Source organism: Solirubrobacter ginsenosidimutans, from assembly GCF_027587205.1.
The window spans coordinates 1-15,048 of the sequence record NZ_JAPDOD010000051.1; the positions used below are offsets into that span (position 1 = coordinate 1).

Annotated in this window: 14 protein-coding genes; 5 read left to right on the plus strand and 9 right to left on the minus strand. The window is 71.2% G+C overall.

The features are described from left to right. The first annotated feature begins 127 nt into the window (after positions 1-127). The gene (locus OM076_RS35765) at positions 128-1,213 is read left to right on the plus strand and encodes an alpha/beta fold hydrolase (protein WP_270044965.1); all 1,086 of its coding nucleotides are present in this window, start codon (positions 128-130) and stop codon (positions 1,211-1,213) included. Here the strand turns inward: OM076_RS35765 and OM076_RS35770 are convergent. Both OM076_RS35770 and OM076_RS35775 read right to left on the minus strand, forming a co-directional pair. Continuing rightward, entirely contained in the window at positions 1,186-2,040 is an 855-nt protein-coding gene (locus OM076_RS35770) for a patatin-like phospholipase family protein (RefSeq protein ID WP_270044966.1), read from the minus strand. The two genes, OM076_RS35765 and OM076_RS35770, sit on opposite strands and share 28 nt — an antisense overlap. Further along, entirely contained in the window at positions 2,037-2,753 is a 717-nt protein-coding gene (locus OM076_RS35775) for a class I SAM-dependent methyltransferase (protein WP_270044967.1), read from the minus strand. Before OM076_RS35775 ends, OM076_RS35770 begins: the two co-directional genes overlap by 4 nt. A gap of 323 nt (positions 2,754-3,076) precedes the next feature. Between OM076_RS35775 and OM076_RS35780 the strand changes: the two genes are divergently transcribed. Next, entirely contained in the window at positions 3,077-3,862 is a 786-nt protein-coding gene (locus OM076_RS35780) for a methyltransferase domain-containing protein (RefSeq protein WP_270044968.1), read from the plus strand. 283 nt (positions 3,863-4,145) lie between these two features. Next, positions 4,146-4,541 carry a hypothetical protein gene (locus tag OM076_RS35785; RefSeq protein WP_270044969.1) on the plus strand — a complete coding sequence of 132 codons (396 nt, stop codon included), beginning with the start codon at positions 4,146-4,148 and terminating at the stop codon, positions 4,539-4,541. Positions 4,542-4,825: 284 nt separating this feature from the next. Here the strand turns inward: OM076_RS35785 and OM076_RS35790 are convergent, their stop codons facing one another. The 5 genes from OM076_RS35790 to OM076_RS35810 form a co-directional block, all read right to left on the minus strand. Then, positions 4,826-5,314 carry a ricin-type beta-trefoil lectin domain protein gene (locus tag OM076_RS35790; protein ID WP_270044970.1) on the minus strand — a complete coding sequence of 163 codons (489 nt, stop codon included), beginning with the start codon at positions 5,312-5,314 and terminating at the stop codon, positions 4,826-4,828. Then, positions 5,311-5,643, minus strand: coding sequence for a hypothetical protein (locus OM076_RS35795; protein WP_270044971.1), 333 nt, complete (start codon positions 5,641-5,643; stop codon positions 5,311-5,313). Before OM076_RS35795 ends, OM076_RS35790 begins: the two co-directional genes overlap by 4 nt. Before the next feature lie 146 nt (positions 5,644-5,789). Continuing rightward, positions 5,790-5,942, minus strand: coding sequence for a hypothetical protein (locus tag OM076_RS35800; protein WP_270044972.1), 153 nt, complete (start codon positions 5,940-5,942; stop codon positions 5,790-5,792). A 55-nt stretch (positions 5,943-5,997) separates the two neighbouring features. Next, on the minus strand, positions 5,998-6,405 hold the full coding sequence (locus tag OM076_RS35805) for a DUF1360 domain-containing protein (protein ID WP_270044973.1): 408 nt from the start codon (positions 6,403-6,405) through the stop codon (positions 5,998-6,000). A gap of 5 nt (positions 6,406-6,410) precedes the next feature. Next, complete coding sequence (locus OM076_RS35810; RefSeq protein WP_270044974.1) at positions 6,411-8,789, minus strand: hypothetical protein; 2,379 nt, start codon at positions 8,787-8,789, stop codon at positions 6,411-6,413. 503 nt (positions 8,790-9,292) lie between these two features. Here OM076_RS35810 and OM076_RS35815 point away from each other — a divergent pair. Next, positions 9,293-9,976 carry a hypothetical protein gene (locus OM076_RS35815; RefSeq protein WP_270044975.1) on the plus strand — a complete coding sequence of 228 codons (684 nt, stop codon included), beginning with the start codon at positions 9,293-9,295 and terminating at the stop codon, positions 9,974-9,976. Between the two features lie 315 nt (positions 9,977-10,291). On the opposite strand, the gene OM076_RS35820 is transcribed toward OM076_RS35815, so the two are convergent. Continuing rightward, on the minus strand, positions 10,292-12,214 hold the full coding sequence (locus OM076_RS35820; protein ID WP_270044976.1) for a hypothetical protein: 1,923 nt from the start codon (positions 12,212-12,214) through the stop codon (positions 10,292-10,294). Between the two features lie 362 nt (positions 12,215-12,576). Continuing rightward, positions 12,577-14,553, minus strand: a complete 1,977-nt coding sequence (locus tag OM076_RS35825) for a hypothetical protein (RefSeq protein WP_270044977.1) — start codon at positions 14,551-14,553, stop codon at positions 12,577-12,579. Positions 14,554-14,698: 145 nt separating this feature from the next. Here OM076_RS35825 and OM076_RS35830 point away from each other — a divergent pair, with 145 nt between their 5' ends. Further along, on the plus strand, positions 14,699-15,043 hold the full coding sequence (locus tag OM076_RS35830) for a hypothetical protein (protein WP_270044978.1): 345 nt from the start codon (positions 14,699-14,701) through the stop codon (positions 15,041-15,043). Positions 15,044-15,048 lie beyond the last annotated feature (5 nt).

Below are 15,048 nucleotides of genomic sequence, written 5' to 3' on the forward strand. Positions count from 1 at the left end.
TTCAAAGCACAGAGCGGGCGTGCGGATCGGTCTGGGACCGCTGCCGCTTGGCGCGAGAAGCGAACGTCTCGTTGTCGACGTTCTCGCGTCATTCCTATCGACCCTGCCCGGCGCGTAGGGTTCAGACGTGGCTGACGAGCGGCCTGGCGCTGGTGCGTCGGCTTCCGGGGCGGTGCTCGAGCAGGAGATCCGGTTCTGCGAGGTGGATGGCGCGCGGGTGGCGTACGCGACGGTCGGCACGGGTCCGCCGCTGCTGCTGCCGGCGCTGTGGATCAGCCATCTCGAGCTCGAATGGGGCTTCGCCGAGTTCCGCGCGTTCGTCGGCGCCCTGGCTCTCGATCGCACCGTCGTCCGCTATGACCGGCCCGGCACCGGTCTGTCGGATCGCGGCGACGCTACGCCCGAGCTGACGGTGGAGGCCGAGGTCCGCACGATCGAGGCGATCGCCGACGAACTGGGGCTCGGAGAGCTGTCGCTGCTGGGGATCTCCTGGGGCGGCTGCCCGGCGTCGGCGTTCGCGGCGCGCCATTCCGAGCGGGTGCGATCCCTCATCCTCGTCGGCGCGTATGCGCACGGCGAGGCGATCGCGCCGGCGCCGCTGCGTGCCGCGATGGTCGAGACCGTGCGCGCACACTGGGGCGCCGGCTCGCGATTGCTGACTGACGTGTGGCTGCCCGGCGCCGACGCGCACATGCGCGAGCGGTTCGCCCGGCTGCAGCGCGCCGCGGCGACGCCGGAGGTCGCGGCCGCGATGCTCGAGGCCGTCTATGAAGCCGACGTCCGCGAGTTGCTCCCCAACGTGCACGCGCCCGCGCTCGTGATGCACCGCCGTGATGATCGCGCGATGCCGTTCGCCCAGGGCCGGGAGCTCGCAGCGCGGCTGCCGGACGCGCGGCTCGTCGCACTCGACGGCGACCTGCATCCGCCGTGGCTCGGCGACAGTGCGGCGGTCGTGGGCGCCGTGAACGCGTTCCTCGACGTCCACGATCCGCGGCGGGCGACGCCGTCGCGCGACGAGAGCGCGCCGCTGAGCTCTCGCGAGGCCGAGGTGCTGCGGCTCGTGGCCGAAGGGCTCAGCGACGCCGAGATTGCCAGGAGGCTGATCGTCAGCCCGCACACCGTGCACCGGCACGTCGCCAACATCCGCACCAAGCTCGGCCAGTCCTCACGCGCCGCGGCGGTGGCCTACGCGGCCCGACGCGGGCTGATCTGACCGGCGACCGCACGGCCGCGCTCGCGACCGGCGGCCATCGCGAGCGGCGCCGTGGCCGCGCTCATCGGGTCCGGACCCATTGCTTCGCGCTCCTCGATCGAGGCGTGCACGACCACCACGTTCCGCCCGTGCCGCTCGAGGCCCGCGACCTCTTCGCGCAGCGCCGTCAGCCACAGGCGCTCGGGACCCGTCGCGGCCGGATCGGCGGCCACCGGCGTGATGATGATCGTGAGCCAGGCGTCGATGCCGGCCAGCGCATCGGCATTCGTCGCCGACCCCAACGCACCGTCGATCAACGGCCGGCCGCCGATGGTGACCGGCGCGCGAAGCACTGGGACGGCGCGCGAGGCGGCGATCGCGCGCGCAAGCGAGACGCCGGCGCTGGGGTCGAAGACCACCCGCTCGCCGCTCCGCGCGTCGACGGCCGCTACCCGCAGCGACGCCGGCCAGCCGCCGCCGGGCAGCCGGCGGGCCACACTCGCCACCGCGGCCTCCTCGCCGCCGGGCGACTGCTCGACGGCGAGTCGCCCGAACGCGCGCCGGCGCTCGGCCGTCGACGCGCCGGCCGACTCCCACGCGGCGGCGAGCGCCACGAACGTCTCGACCTGGCTCCCGTGGCGGCCCGGCGGCGCTGCGGCGATGGCGTCGGCGTCAGCACGCGGGTCCACCCCGGCGGCCACCCGCGCGGCCACCAACGCACCGGCCGACGTCCCCAGCACCGCTGCGGCGCGGCGCGGATCGATCCCGCCGTCAACCAACCCGGCGAGCACCCCGATCTCCCATGCCACGACGCGCTCGCCGCCGCCCGCGAGCACGACCGCGATCACGGCGCCACCACTGCCGCGCCCGACACGAGCGGCGCCACGAGCGCCGGCATACCGCGCCAGCGGCCATCCGAGACGCGCTCCATCCGCAGGCCCGCGGCCTCGACCAGTTCCAGCGTCGACTGGTTGCAGCGACACCCCTGGGCGAACGCCGCCCACGCGCCGGCCATGCGGTCCTGCCGGCGGGCCGGCCGCGGCGCCGCGGCGCGTACGTGCTCGATCATCAGCAACCGTCCGCCTGGGGCGAGGACGCGTCGCACCTCGCGCAGCGCCGCCAGCGGGTCGCGCACGCTACACAGCACCAGCGTCGACACCACCGTGTCGAACGTCCCCTCGGCGAACGGCAGCTCCTCCGCGCTCGCCGCCACCACGCTCGCCGCGCCTCCGGCCCGCGCCACCCGCCGCGCGAGCCGCGCGCGCATCGCCGGCTCGGGCTCGCTCAGAACGAGCTCGCCGACCCCCGTCGAATAGTGGGCGAGATTGAGGCCGGTCCCCGCTCCGAGCTCGAGCACGCGCCCGTGCGCGGACGCCAACAGCTCACGCCGGCGCGCCGCCATCCCACGCCGCTCGCCCAGGGCCAGGGACGGGTCGTAGATCCAGGCCCCCACGCGAGCCCACAGCCTGCCAGTCGTCATCTCGTGCTCCAAATCGTCGAAGAACGGCACGGACGGGTTGTACGCGCGCACCCCACGACCCGCTTCGCCTGACCGGGCCATCCGACGCCAAGATGGCCCGATCCGGCCACGCCGGCGGACGGTCGTCATCGCGTGCCATGGTCCGCATGCGGCGATGCGGACGACATCCGCGCCGGACGGCTCTGCGACACAGCGAACAGCGCCGGGACATCGCCGAGACCGGCAGCGCGACTGCTCCTTTGCGCGACCGATGAAGTCAAGTCCCGGTCGCTCGCATGCGGCTGCTGGAACGCCCAGGTCCATGGTGGCAAGGAACTCGTTCAGGATCACTTCGTCGTGCAACGCCTCGCGAGTTCGTCGCGCTCAGGCTCACCCAAGCGGGAACTCGGCGGTAGAGTCCACTTGTGGGTCAGCTGGAGTTCGATCAGCGACTCGTCGAGCGGCTGGAGCAGCTCTACGCGACACGCGACGTGTTGCATCGGCGCGAATTGGTCCGAGCGGCGCTCGGCGCTCAGACTGGCGACCGCGTACTCGACGTCGGCTGCGGCCCTGGGTTCTACGTCACCGAGCTACTAGAGGTGGTCGGGCCCGACGGCTTCGTCGTCGGCGTCGACCTCAGCGCGGACATGCTTGCTGTGGCTGCGAAGCGTGCCGAAGGGCACGCCAACGTGGCCTTCCACGAGGGGGACGCGACCGCACTCTCGGTCCCGGACGCGAGCTTCGATCGGGCGCTCGCGGTCCAAGTCTTGGAGTACATCCCGGACGTGCCGGCTGCGCTGGCGGGGATGCACCGGGCGCTGCGTCCGGGCGGCCGCGTGCTTGTGTGGGACGTGGATTGGGCCACCGTGTCCTGGCAGGCGAGCGATGGGGAGCTGATGCAACGCGTGCTCGCGGCGTGGGACAAGCACCTGACGCATCCCTCGCTGCCGCGGAAGCTTGCGCCGCAGCTGCGCGACGCGGGCTTCGACCAGATCCAGATGGACGCCTACCCGTTCGCGACGATCGAGCTGATCCCCGATGCGTACGGCGGCTCGCTCGTGCCTCTGCTCGAGCAATACGTGGCCGAGCAGGGCGGGATGAGTCAACAGGACGCCACGGCTTGGGCAAATGAGCAGCGCAAGCTCGGCGAGCGCGGGGAGTTCTTCTTCACCGTCACCCAGTTCTGCTTGACGGCAAGCCGCCGCAGCTAGCCAGATCAGAGCGTCGGTTCTCGGTGACTCGGACGCGCTTCGAGGCACCGCTCCCCTCGCTGGTGGTATCGACGATCGGCGGCAGCACAGCGCGGCGGCAGCGAACCGAACGTCGCCGCTGCTCCATCGAGACAAGCGGAGAGCGACGCGCTCTCGCCCCGGCTCACCATGACCACTAGGCCGCCATCCGCCGTGAGCCGGCCGTCTCGCGCGTCGACGCGCCGATCGCCGAGCCCGCAATCGCTGCAGTCTCCCTCGCAAGCCCGTAGCCTGCGGTGCGCGCGTGCCTTCGAGATCCGAGATCCGAGACCACAACACGTCGACGTCGCCCGCGCACGCAAGCCGGTCGCCGACGGAGCCCACGGCACCGAAGTACATCGCGCGTGTCGCCCTCAGCTGCGGGCACGGCCATCCGCCGGGCCAGGTGCTTCACGCCCTGCAGCAGTTGCAGCCGGTCATCGATGACCGCCTGCGCCGCGATCTCGGCGATCGACACCAGCGACACGCGACCGAATCCTCCGGCGCCGACAAGCTCACGGTGACGCTCGAGCTCCAAGCACCGTCCCATGCCGACGCGATCCGAGCGGCCGGAATCGCCCTCGGCATGCTCGCCGACCTGATCGCCGACGTCGCCGGAGTGGATCTCGCGGGCGTCGCACTCGTCGTTCGCGCCAGGTAGCCCGCACGGGCCGCCGGACTCCGTGTCGATTGACCTCCGTGCAAGCAAACCCTGACGCGCCCGACTGGCCCTGGCAGAAGCGCCAGACAGCGCTGAACGTCACGATGCAGAGCGACGCTCAGGCGCTGATTATGTGTACAACGCCTGTTGGCCGCGGGCTCGGGCGCCCTAGGCGAGTCTCATGCTCGCGCGCTCTCTCGAAGCGATGAGGAGCGCAGCGCCGCCGTCGTTGCGGGCCACGGCGACAGCTGGCATTCGCGCACGTATCTGCGTGGGCAGGTCGGCTAGACCGCGCGCACCTGCCACAGCTGCGCGTTCTCGCCGATGAACACCTCCTGTTCGACGGGCGTGCGAGCCGTGCCGTCGCCGTTGCGAAAGGGCTTCTGCGTCGCGGCGCGCAGCGTCCCGACGTTCTCGAACTTCCGGAACGTTCCGCCGGTGAAGCCAGTCGCCCACAACTGGCGAAACCCGCCGTTGCAGGTCTGCACGGTCATCTGGTTGGAGGCCGGCAGACCGGTCAGGCAGAGCGTCTCGTTCTTGGCCCACTTGTAGATCGCCTGGTCGGCGGCGACGTCGACCTTGATCCAGGTCCGGAGCTTCATGGACGGATCCGACGGCTGGGCGGTGACGTAGCTGGGGCCCCAGGTGATCACGCGGCCGGAGCTCTGGTTGACGATCTCGACCTTGGTGGTGGCGGCCTGCGCCTGGCCCGCAAGCGGGACGACAAGCGTGGCGGCGGTCAGGAGCGCGGTGGCGATGCGTTTGCTGTTCATGCGTGGGAAGACGCCGCCCACGTGACGGCCATCCGTGGGGAATCCCCTTCCCACAGGGATACGGGGGTCGCGCGGTACGCCGAGCGCGTCACCGACGGACGCTCGAACGGGCCGCTCGCCGCTCTGCGTTCCTGCGACACGAGAAGGACTGTCGAGCACGCGCCCAGCGAGCACGGGACCTTGCCGCGTTGGACGACGATCCCGATACGGGCGCCGTCGTCGCGGATCAGGCCGCAGAAGCGCTCGGCCGCGGGGTGCGCGGCCGAGACCGCCAGCGTGGCCGACGACGAGCGCAAAGATGAGTAGGCAAGACGGGTGAGACGGTGCATCGTGGCCTCCGATCGGTTCTCTGTCGAAGGTCGTAGGCCGGTGCGCGGCAATCTCGCCCTTATCAGCCGCCGTGCGCGCCGCGTGGACACGGTCACGCGCTGCGAGACGATCTCATACAAGCCGGCCGCCAAGGGCTAGGGAACGCTCACGCCGCTTGGAAGCACGCGAGCGCCAGCAGCGGGCCGGCGTCGCCGCCGTCGACCGCCTGCACGGACTGCGTGGCGGAGAAGACGTACGTGCGTCCGCTCACCGCGCCGACCACGCTGACGGTCGCGTACTCCAGATAGCGCAAGTTCATGCTGCTCCCCGCGGGCACCGTCACATGCGCGGCGCGCACAGGGGGCGGCGGGGCGCTAGCCGGGGTGCGCGGCCGGCTCCATGCGGATGATGTCTGCGACCTGAGCGCCGCCCGCTTGTCTCCACAGCATCCCATCGGCGATCCCTTCTCGTGTGTCGATCATCGTGCCGGCCATCGGCTCGGCGGCGATCCGCTCGAGCAGACACGCGGCGCCCGAAAGCGCGAGCCAGGCGAGCGCCGCGTCCGCGCCGCGTGGCGCGACGGTGCGGGCCAGCGGTGCCGCGACCCACACGCTCATGCAGGCGAAGCAGTCCATCAGCGCGCCCGCCGGGCTGTCCCCCAGCCGGGCCCGCGCTCGCACCACGACGTCTCCGGGCCCGTCCTCCTCAGACAGCAGGTGCGTGACCCGCCAGGTGGCGAGCGCGGCGAGGACGAAGCGGGTCGCGGAGACGTCGCGGCGCATCCGGCTCAGCCCTTCACGTCGTTGCAGATGCAGACCGGGAAGTGGTGCGAGATCCCGTGATGCCCGCCGGGACCCGACGGCACGACGGAGTTGTCGAAGACCTCCAGCGTGATCACGTACCCGCAGCACTCGCCACGCTTGAGCGTGAGGTCCGGGTGCCCCGGGTTGCACACGTCATCGAGCTGGCTGAGGTCGATCAAGGTCAGCACGCCTGACGTCTCGGGCGGGATCGGCCCCGCCGGCGGATTCGCCGTCGTGCACCGGGTGCCCGGGTCGCCGACCCGGGTGGTCCCGAGAAATGGGCCGCCGGGGCCCGGAACCGGGAGCGGAACGCCCGGGTCGGGCGCGCCGTCCTTCTTGATCCACAGGCGGTAGCCGCCCTGGATCACGCCTCCGACCGCCGCGTAGTTGTCGCTCGGGATCGCGGTGTTGCCCTCCTCGATCAGTTCGTCGAAGGCGATGCCGCGAGCCTCCGCGAGCCACGGCGTCGTGCAGTCGCCGCCGTCCGCCGCGAAGTTGCTGAGATGGACCGTGTCGCAGGCCGGGACGTTGCCGATCTGCGTGATCTTGCCGTGGATGTCCTTGTTGTCGAACCAGATCTGCTGGGTGTCGTAGTAGTGGTTGCCGGCCGTGTCCTCGACGTCGAGGCGGAGCGTGTACCGGCCCGACTGGCAGTTCAGGAACGGCAGCTGCTGGGACGTCCAGATCGTGCCGGGATTCTGTGGGTCGACCGCGCAGCTCTGCGCTCCGCTCGGCGGGCCCGAGGGCGAGTACTTGCCCGACACCCAGCACGTCGGCAGCAGCGAGTCACGCGGAATCGTGAGCCCGGGCGGGAACGGCGGGCTGGGCAACACGACGGGGGTGTACGCCCAGCAACTCGTGAGGTCGAACTCCTCCGTGCGGATCTCCTTGCGCTGCAACGGGGTGATGTAGTCGACCTGCCAGGCGGGCGTCCACGTCCCCAGCGTGGGATCCGTCACGAAGCCCGGCTGATAGGCCAGCGTGTAGCGACTGATCTCCTTGCCCGGGCAGCGCCCGACCCAGGCGCGACCGAAGATGCGGACGCACGTGCCGAAGGAGCGCACCCGCGAGCCGGACATCAGCTGCGCGGTCGGAACCAGGATGCTCGGCGAGGGCGGGACACCCTCGACGTTGGCGATCCACACCCGCTGGCGGAAGATCTGGAAGTCGACGAGGCAGCACGTCGACGCGCCGGTGCTGGCGAACACGCAGAGCCGCACGGTGACGCTGTCGGGCACGTCCTGGCTCGTCGTGTCCAGCCAGCCGAGCGTCCCGTTGATCACGCCACACGGGCCCGTGGGCGCGCCGCCGGGGTAGACGATGCCGACCTGCGTGTAGGTACTGTCGGCCCACCCCGCCGGCTTCCATTCGAGCGTGTAGTGATCGCAGAACGCCCCGACGGCGGTCCCGGCGATCTCGACGCCCAGCAGGTTCGGGCCGGAGAAGAAGTTCTCGTCGACGCATTCCGTCATCGCCGGCCGGGCGATGTCACAGGTCAGCGGCTGAAAGCACCGGCGCAGGCAGCGCCGGTAGTAGGCCAGACAGCGCAGGACGTCGGTGAAGCGCCTGGCGCGTGCCAGGCAGCAGCCGAAGCGAATCGCGCACAGGCACCAGCAGCGGCAGAACCAGAACGACGCGTCCTGGCTGTGCTCCTCGAAGGCCTTGCGCCCGAGCAGCGCCGGTGCGATGTCCATCGTGAGCAGACGCTCGAACACCGCCGCCGTGTCCTGCTCGCCCTCGTCGCAGTCGATCGCGCCGGCGATGATCTCGTCGGGCAGGCCCGCCGCGAAGTCGAGTGACGCGAGCTGGTCGCCGAGATAGGGCCGGTAGGCGCCGGCCAGCGCCTCCATCAGCTTGGCGAGGTCCGCGCGCTCCTCGTCGTGGAGCGGGCGCCGCGAGGGCGGGTCCTCCGGGTTGAGCGCATCGCGCACGCACAGCCAGTAGCGGTAGAGGTAGTAGCCGAAGGCCTTGAAGGTCCGGGCGCGCCGGCAGACGAGCCAGCCGAAGATGAAGCAGCAGCGGATGTGCCCGAGACACCAGCGCCAGCGGTCGATTGGACCGATCCGCTCACGGGCTTCGGCCGGCAACACCCGCAGCGCGACCTCCTCGGTGAAGAAGCGTCCGAAGATGCGCTGGGCGAGCTCGAACTCCTCCTCACAACTCGGCGGGCGCTCGAGCGCCTCCGCGGTGAGCTCGTCGGGCTTGCCCGCGCGTGCCAGCTCGTCCTTGAGCACCGGCTCATAGCCGGCCAGCAGCTCGGCGAGAGCGAACTGGAAGTCGTCGTTTTGCACTTCGTCGGGCTCGAGACGATCCACATCGTCGTCGCGCTCTGAGGAGGCCTTGGCGTCGTCGAAATCGGCCATGACAGCTGCTCCGTCCTTTGAAGGTCGGGACGACGATCCCAGCCCGCCGTCACGCAGCTGTCACGCATTCATCACTGATTCTATATCGTTTTGGAAACCTTGCTAGTGAGACCCTGCGGCCGGGTCGCCCGAACGCAGTGTCCTAGACGGTCGCCGTGTAGCGCAGCACCACCAAGCGCGGGCGACACCTTCGCCACGTCCACCGCGACGAGCGGCGGAAGCCTCTGTGGAGTCGTTCAAACTGGGCTGAGTTGCCGGGTGGCGCGGTCGCCGAGCACTGCGACGCGCTGGACGAGCTGGCTCGGCCGGTCAGCGGGCGCTCACCGCGTGTCGCTTCTCGCGGCGGCGGGACGTCACCCCCACTCCGGTAACACGGGATCGGCGCGGCCCGCTCGCTCGCCCAGCACCGGCGGTGTAGTGTCGCTCGTGGGCATCCGCGCAACCGTCCCGGAGGCGCCCTGGCGCGCGGCTCGACCCGGCCCGCCCAACGAAGGGGAAGCCTGATGACTGGACTTGAGCCGGTGCTGCCGGCGGCCAAAGCCGGAATGACCGCACTGGGAACGCTCGACCAGTGGCGCCGCAACAGCGAAGCCGCCGCGCGGACCAAGCAGGAGAAGACCGCGACACGGCTGCTCTACAACGCGCAGCTGATCCCGTTCTGCTGCCGGGCGCTCAACGAGACCTTCAAGGATGTCAACGTGCGTATCCAGGCGCTCCCGGCGACCGCCACCGATGAGCAGATCGACACGGTCGCCGACGCCGTCGAGAGCCTCGCCGACCGCGAGGACATCGTCGGGCGCCTGATCACTGCGGTCGCATTCCTGAACCAATACTCGGCCTCGGCACCGGGCCGCTTCGGGAAGGTCCTCCGCGCGATCCAACGCCAGGACGCGCGCAATGTCGCCGAGCAGACGCTTACCGAGATCGCCGGGCTCGGCGAGCAGGCGCTCGCGATCGTCGGCGCCCGTGCGCACGACCCCACCCCGATCGGGGTCACCGAGCTGGAGGCGTGCCTGCGCGAGGCGCGTACGCCGGCGGAGATCCGGATGGTCAAGCAGCAGGCGGGAGGAGTGCTGGAGCGCATCGACGGCGTGCTGCTGCGCGACGCGCACGAGAAGATCGGCACGCTCACCGGAGCGCTCGTCCAGGCCTACAGCCTGCCACCTCAGGGGGAGATCTACTTCTGATCCCGCCGGCGCTGCCGTTCCGTGCAGTGCGTCAAGCGCCCTACGGGACCGTGGCATCTCGAGGAACCGCCAGATGAAGAACTGCCCCGATCGTGTGCGCAGCCGGTCGAGGCGTGGCCTTCGACGGCGACGGAGACGACGTCCGGCGTCTCACCCGCGACCGCTATTCGGCGTCCTCTGCGCTGTGCTGGCGTTCGTCGGCGAGTCCCAGCGCTCCTTTGCGCGAAACAGAGAGTCTCGGCGGGCTCAGGTCGTCGCCGCTGAAGCGGGAGCGCGCGGCACAAGTCTCGCCGTGCACCTAAGGGCGCGCGGCGCCTACGGCACTCGGAGTTCGATGCGCTTGGCGTCGTGGCCGGTGTAAGCGTGCTGGGCGCGCAGCGACACGTAGCGGATCGCGTCCGCGTGGGTGAGCGTCACGGCGAACGCCCGTTGGCCGTCCCGCTCGACCTTGTGGACGCTCAACGGCTCGACGGCCGCCCCCGGCCGTGCCGCGCCCGTGACCCAGAACACCGTCCGGAGCGGGCGACGATTGGTGTGCCAGCTGACCCGGATGCGGTCGCCGCGGCGCACGGCGCGCAACCCGACGACGCGCGGGTCCGGCGGCGCGGCCCGGAGATCCAGGTTCAGCCTGACCGTGCGTTGCCGCAGCTTCAGCGCGTTCGGCGCGCCGTAGCTGATGCGGACCCGCACCGGACCGGGACGGCCGAGCGTGGCCGCTCGCTGCCCGCCGATGATGTTGAGCCGACCACGCCCGGCGCGATCGAGCAACAGCGCACCCTCGCCGGCTGCGTCTGTCACCAGAACGTGCGCGCGCACGAAACACGGCCCGCTGCACGTGACGGCGAGATTCACGTCGCCGTCGGGGGTCAGCGCGTCGGCGGCCGCGCGCAGGTGCACGGCCGGCGACGGCGGTTGTGGCCCGGGGGCGGCACCGTCCGCCGCCAGGTGCAGACGGAAGTCGACATCTGGGAGGTCCTCTGCCCACACCACTGCCGGGCGGCCGTCGGCGAGCACGAGCGCGAGCGGGTTGCGGATGTCCGCGAACGCGCCGCCGGCGAGCGTGGTCTGCGCGGCGCCGCCGGCCAGCGCCATGGTCGCCGTACGCACGCTGCGCGTCGGGATCCCCCCGAGCGTGCGGCGATACTCACGTGTGAAGACGACGCGGCCGTCCGGGGTCAGCGCCAAGTCCTGCGCGTCACCGAAGAAGCCCGGCCCGACGTCCCCCAAGAGGGCGACCCACTCGGAGGCGTAGAACGGGTCGCCGGTGTACGGCCGCGGCGGATCGACGGCCACGGGGGCGCCAAACGCACCCGGCGCCGTGCGCGTCGCCATCCGCAGGCTGCCGTCGCTGTTGCCTGTCCAGCCGATCGCCGCGCGGCCGCCGCTGTCGCTCGCCACCTCCACCTGGTACGCGACCGGGTCCACCGCCGTGGTCAGCGGCACCGGCGCGCCGAACGGCGCGCCCGGCGCACGCTCGGCGACCAGCAGCGCACCCTTGGCCGGCAGCGCGACCAGCGCGCGACCGTCCGGGGCGACGCTCAGCGCCGCGCGGCCACGCCAGGCGATCGTGCCGAGCGACGTGCTGGTGAACGGCGCGCCGGGCGCGGCCGTGGCGATCTGGACCGGCACCTGCACCGGCACGCGAGCGCGATCGGCCGTCGCCCACAGCACGAACGCCTCGCCGTCGCCGCTGAACCCGGCGCTGAGCGCATAGGCATATTCCGTGGCAGCTCCGAGCGCCTCCGCGGCGCCGAAGCCGCCACTCGGCGAGCGCCGCGCCACCTGCAGCCGACGGGCCCCCGTCCCGTCGCCGGCCCACCAGGCGACCAGCCCATCGCCGCGGTCTGAGACCGAGACGGTCGGCTCGCCGTCAAAGGAGCCGAGGTTCTGGGCCTCGCTCCAGGAACCGCCGGGATCGCGCACGACCACCATGAGGTAACCGTCCGCGTCCACAGCGGCCGCGACGGCGGCGCCGTTCGGCCGGGCGGCGACGGCCGGGCAGCTGCGACCGGCCATCAGCGGCACGCGCTCCCCACGCGTGAACCCGGCGACCGCGGCCTGCATGAGCTGCGCCTCGTCGCGTTCTCCCAGGGTCACGAGCTCGCCCGGAACGCCGGTGGCCGCCAAGCAGCTGCTCCCACCGCCGAGCCGCAGCGGCGGCGCCTCGCTCCCCCAGGCCCGACCCGAGAGCACGAGCAGCGCGAGAAGCACGAGCAACGGCAAAGGCCGGGACAACACGCGCCCCAGCATAGTCGGGGATCCTTCACAAGCAGAAGCCGCCGGGGTCCTTCCGGTGTTCCGCAACGCCGACCCTGATGGGCTTCGGCCCGGCGAAGACCACCTGGTCGTCCTCTCCGACGCCGGCGACCCGGTCAAGATCGTCGCGTTCTGGCGCGACGCGATCCCCGCCGACGCCCGGACTGTGCCCGGGGCCCTGTCAGCTCGCACGGCCGCGGCGGTCACGATCGACTTCCCACTCGGCTGTCCAACAACCGATCAAGCGGAGTCCGGGGCCGCGTCGGGTGGTTGCTTTCGCCAGCGTGGAGCTCAGGGGATGAGGCGGCTCGGACGGCGAGCACCATCCGAGCCGCTGCGAGCGGTCACTTCACGGGGATGTTGATTCCCTCGGTGTAGATGTTCTGGTCGTTGGCCTGGGCTGCGTTGGGTGCCGAGGCGGTGCAAACGCCGGGTGGTTGAGTGACGTTGCCGGCGGAGTCGCGGCAGACGAAGAGGTCTGGGTCGCGGGTGTCCATCCAGGCCGGGTGGGCGACATCATCAGCGCTGAGCCCGCTGTAGTCACCGAAGAAGGCGCCTTCGAATTGCGTCGGCGGGGCCATCGAGCTCGTTGTCACGCGCGTCGTGCCGAAGGTCGAGCCGTCGCGGGTGCCGGACAGGCTCACATCCGAGAAGCCGGTCTGCTCGTCGTTTCCGTAGGCGCGGTCATAGAACGAGACGGCGAGTCGGCCGCGGGTGTCGAAGGCCGCCCACTGCCAGAACTGGTCGGCGCGCTCGTCGCCCTCGCGCGCGTCCGGCAGGGTCCGCACGTCGGTCGACCCGCCGGTGAATGACCTCCCGCCGTTGGTGGAGCGGCTGATCAGGATGTCGTTGTTGCATGCGCCTGGGGTCTTGACGCCGCTGTAGAGCGCTTGGAAGGTGTCGGGGTTGTAGCCCTGAGGCACGCACGGGGTGCGCTGGCGCTCGTTGGAGTGCCGGTTGATGTAGGAGCCGAAGGTCACGTCGATCTCGCGCGGGTCCCGCGGGTTGACGCCCGCCGACGGGTAGTTGACGGCGCGGAAGTACGAGTTCGCCGTCTCGCCCTTCTCGGGCACGCACGCGACGCCGGGGTCCTTGCCCTGGTAGGTCTCGCAGTCGGGCAGGTCGTAGTAGTCGGCGACCTTGACCGGCGGCGCGAACGTGTTGCCACCGTCGGTCGACTTGGCAAGCAGCACCTGGGCGCGGTTGTCGATGCCCACCGGCGGCGCGGCCCGGCGATCGCCGCCGTCACCGCCTTCGTCGCCCTCGCCCGGACGCACGCCGGTCAGGTTGTAGTTGTCCCAGACCACATACAGCGCGCCGTCGGGGCCGGTGAACGGTTGCGAGAACTGGTTGGTGTTGCACGTGCCTTGCGGTGTCGCCCCGCCGAGCGTGTTCGAGCACAGCGCGCTGGTCGTGCTGACCAACTTCGGCGCGCTGAAGCTCTCCGCATAGTCACGGGAGTACGCCTCATAGATGTAGGAGGTCCCATCGGGCGCGAACAGCGTCCACGTGACGTAGATCCGGTCCTGGAACGGGCTCCCGCGCTGGTCGTCGACGGTCATGTACTGCTTGTCCAGGAGCGCGTCGCCGGCCCCGGCGACGTCATTGAGCTCGGCCACCGGCCGCGCCGGGAAGTTCCATGACGCGCCGCCGCTGCCTGTCGAGCGGAAGACGTAGAACGCGCTCGACTGGTCCGGGTTGTTGGCGACGGCCTCGCCGCGCATGAACATCTGGCACGACAGGTAGGCGTTGCCCTTGGTGTCCCAGGCGACCGACGTGTCCCCGGCGGCCTGCCAGTACTCGCGCGCCACACCGCCGAAGTTGTCGCCGCGCGTGAAGCCCATCGGCGGCGTCGAGTCCTGCCAGCTGCGGCCTCCGTCGACGCTGTAGTCCGAGTAGCAGTTGGCGTCGCCGCGGCGATAGTCGTTCGCGGAGGACACCATCCGCCGCGGATCGCCCGAGTCTTGCGCGATCGCCGTCTCGTTCTGGGCCTGCCCGCGGCCCTGCAGGTCAGGGTCGGTGAGGTTCAGGCAGTTCTGGTTGACGCGCACGTTGGAACCGCGATTGGTCGGGCAGCCAGTCAGCGAGCTGCGCTGCAGTGACGCCGTGGGCTGCTGCGTGCGGGCGTTCGGGGCCAGGCCCGCGGACTGCTCGAGCGCAGCGCGCGCGAAGCCCGACACGAGTCGCTGCTGGATCGGCGTCAGCGCGGCGAGCCGTGTGGCCTGCGCCTCCGAAGTGGTCCCGCCGGAGCCGACGCCGGCCAGAGCGGCGGCCGCTCCGGCGACCACGAGTATCGAGGCCGGTAGTAGGAAACGCCGCATGCACTCCTCCTCCGTTGGCACCGCACCCGCCACCAGACCCGGAGACGGGCTACGACATGGCGAGCGTGACGCTACGCCTCCTGCACCGGCGAGCGTCACTCGCGCGGTCCGAGGCATGACCGACAACGCGGCGTACCATCCGGCCGTGGCCCAAACTCGCGTGACGCTCGGCGTCTGTCTCGCTGTCGCCATCGTCGCCGCGGCACCAGTCGCGGCTGCGCCGCGGCCGATGATCGCGCTCGTGCGGACCAAGCCAGTGCAGGTGCGCGCCAGCGGCTTCCAACCAGGTGAGCGTGTCCGGGTGACGGTCCACGCCGACACCGCGAGCTACACGACCGCAACCGCCGGGCGAGACGGCCGCTTCGACGCGCGCGTCCGCGGCGCCGCGATCTCTCACTGCCACGCGTTCGTGATCACCGCCGCGGGCGCGCACGGCGGCCACGCCGTCCTGCGCCGGCGTCCGCAATGCCCGGTGAGAACGAGCAGTTAAGCCGC

Coding starts and splice junctions, on each gene's coding strand:
- OM076_RS35775 (WP_270044967.1), bottom strand. CDS start 2,753: ATGGCCCGGTCAGGCGAAGCGGGTCGTGGGGTGCGCGCGTACAACCCG.
- OM076_RS35790 (WP_270044970.1), bottom strand. CDS start 5,314: ATGAACAGCAAACGCATCGCCACCGCGCTCCTGACCGCCGCCACGCTT.
- OM076_RS35795 (WP_270044971.1), bottom strand. CDS start 5,643: ATGCACCGTCTCACCCGTCTTGCCTACTCATCTTTGCGCTCGTCGTCG.
- OM076_RS35800 (WP_270044972.1), bottom strand. CDS start 5,942: ATGAACTTGCGCTATCTGGAGTACGCGACCGTCAGCGTGGTCGGCGCG.
- OM076_RS35805 (WP_270044973.1), bottom strand. CDS start 6,405: ATGCGCCGCGACGTCTCCGCGACCCGCTTCGTCCTCGCCGCGCTCGCC.
- OM076_RS35810 (WP_270044974.1), bottom strand. CDS start 8,789: ATGGCCGATTTCGACGACGCCAAGGCCTCCTCAGAGCGCGACGACGAT.
- OM076_RS35815 (WP_270044975.1), top strand. CDS start 9,293: ATGACTGGACTTGAGCCGGTGCTGCCGGCGGCCAAAGCCGGAATGACC.
- OM076_RS35825 (WP_270044977.1), bottom strand. CDS start 14,553: ATGCGGCGTTTCCTACTACCGGCCTCGATACTCGTGGTCGCCGGAGCG.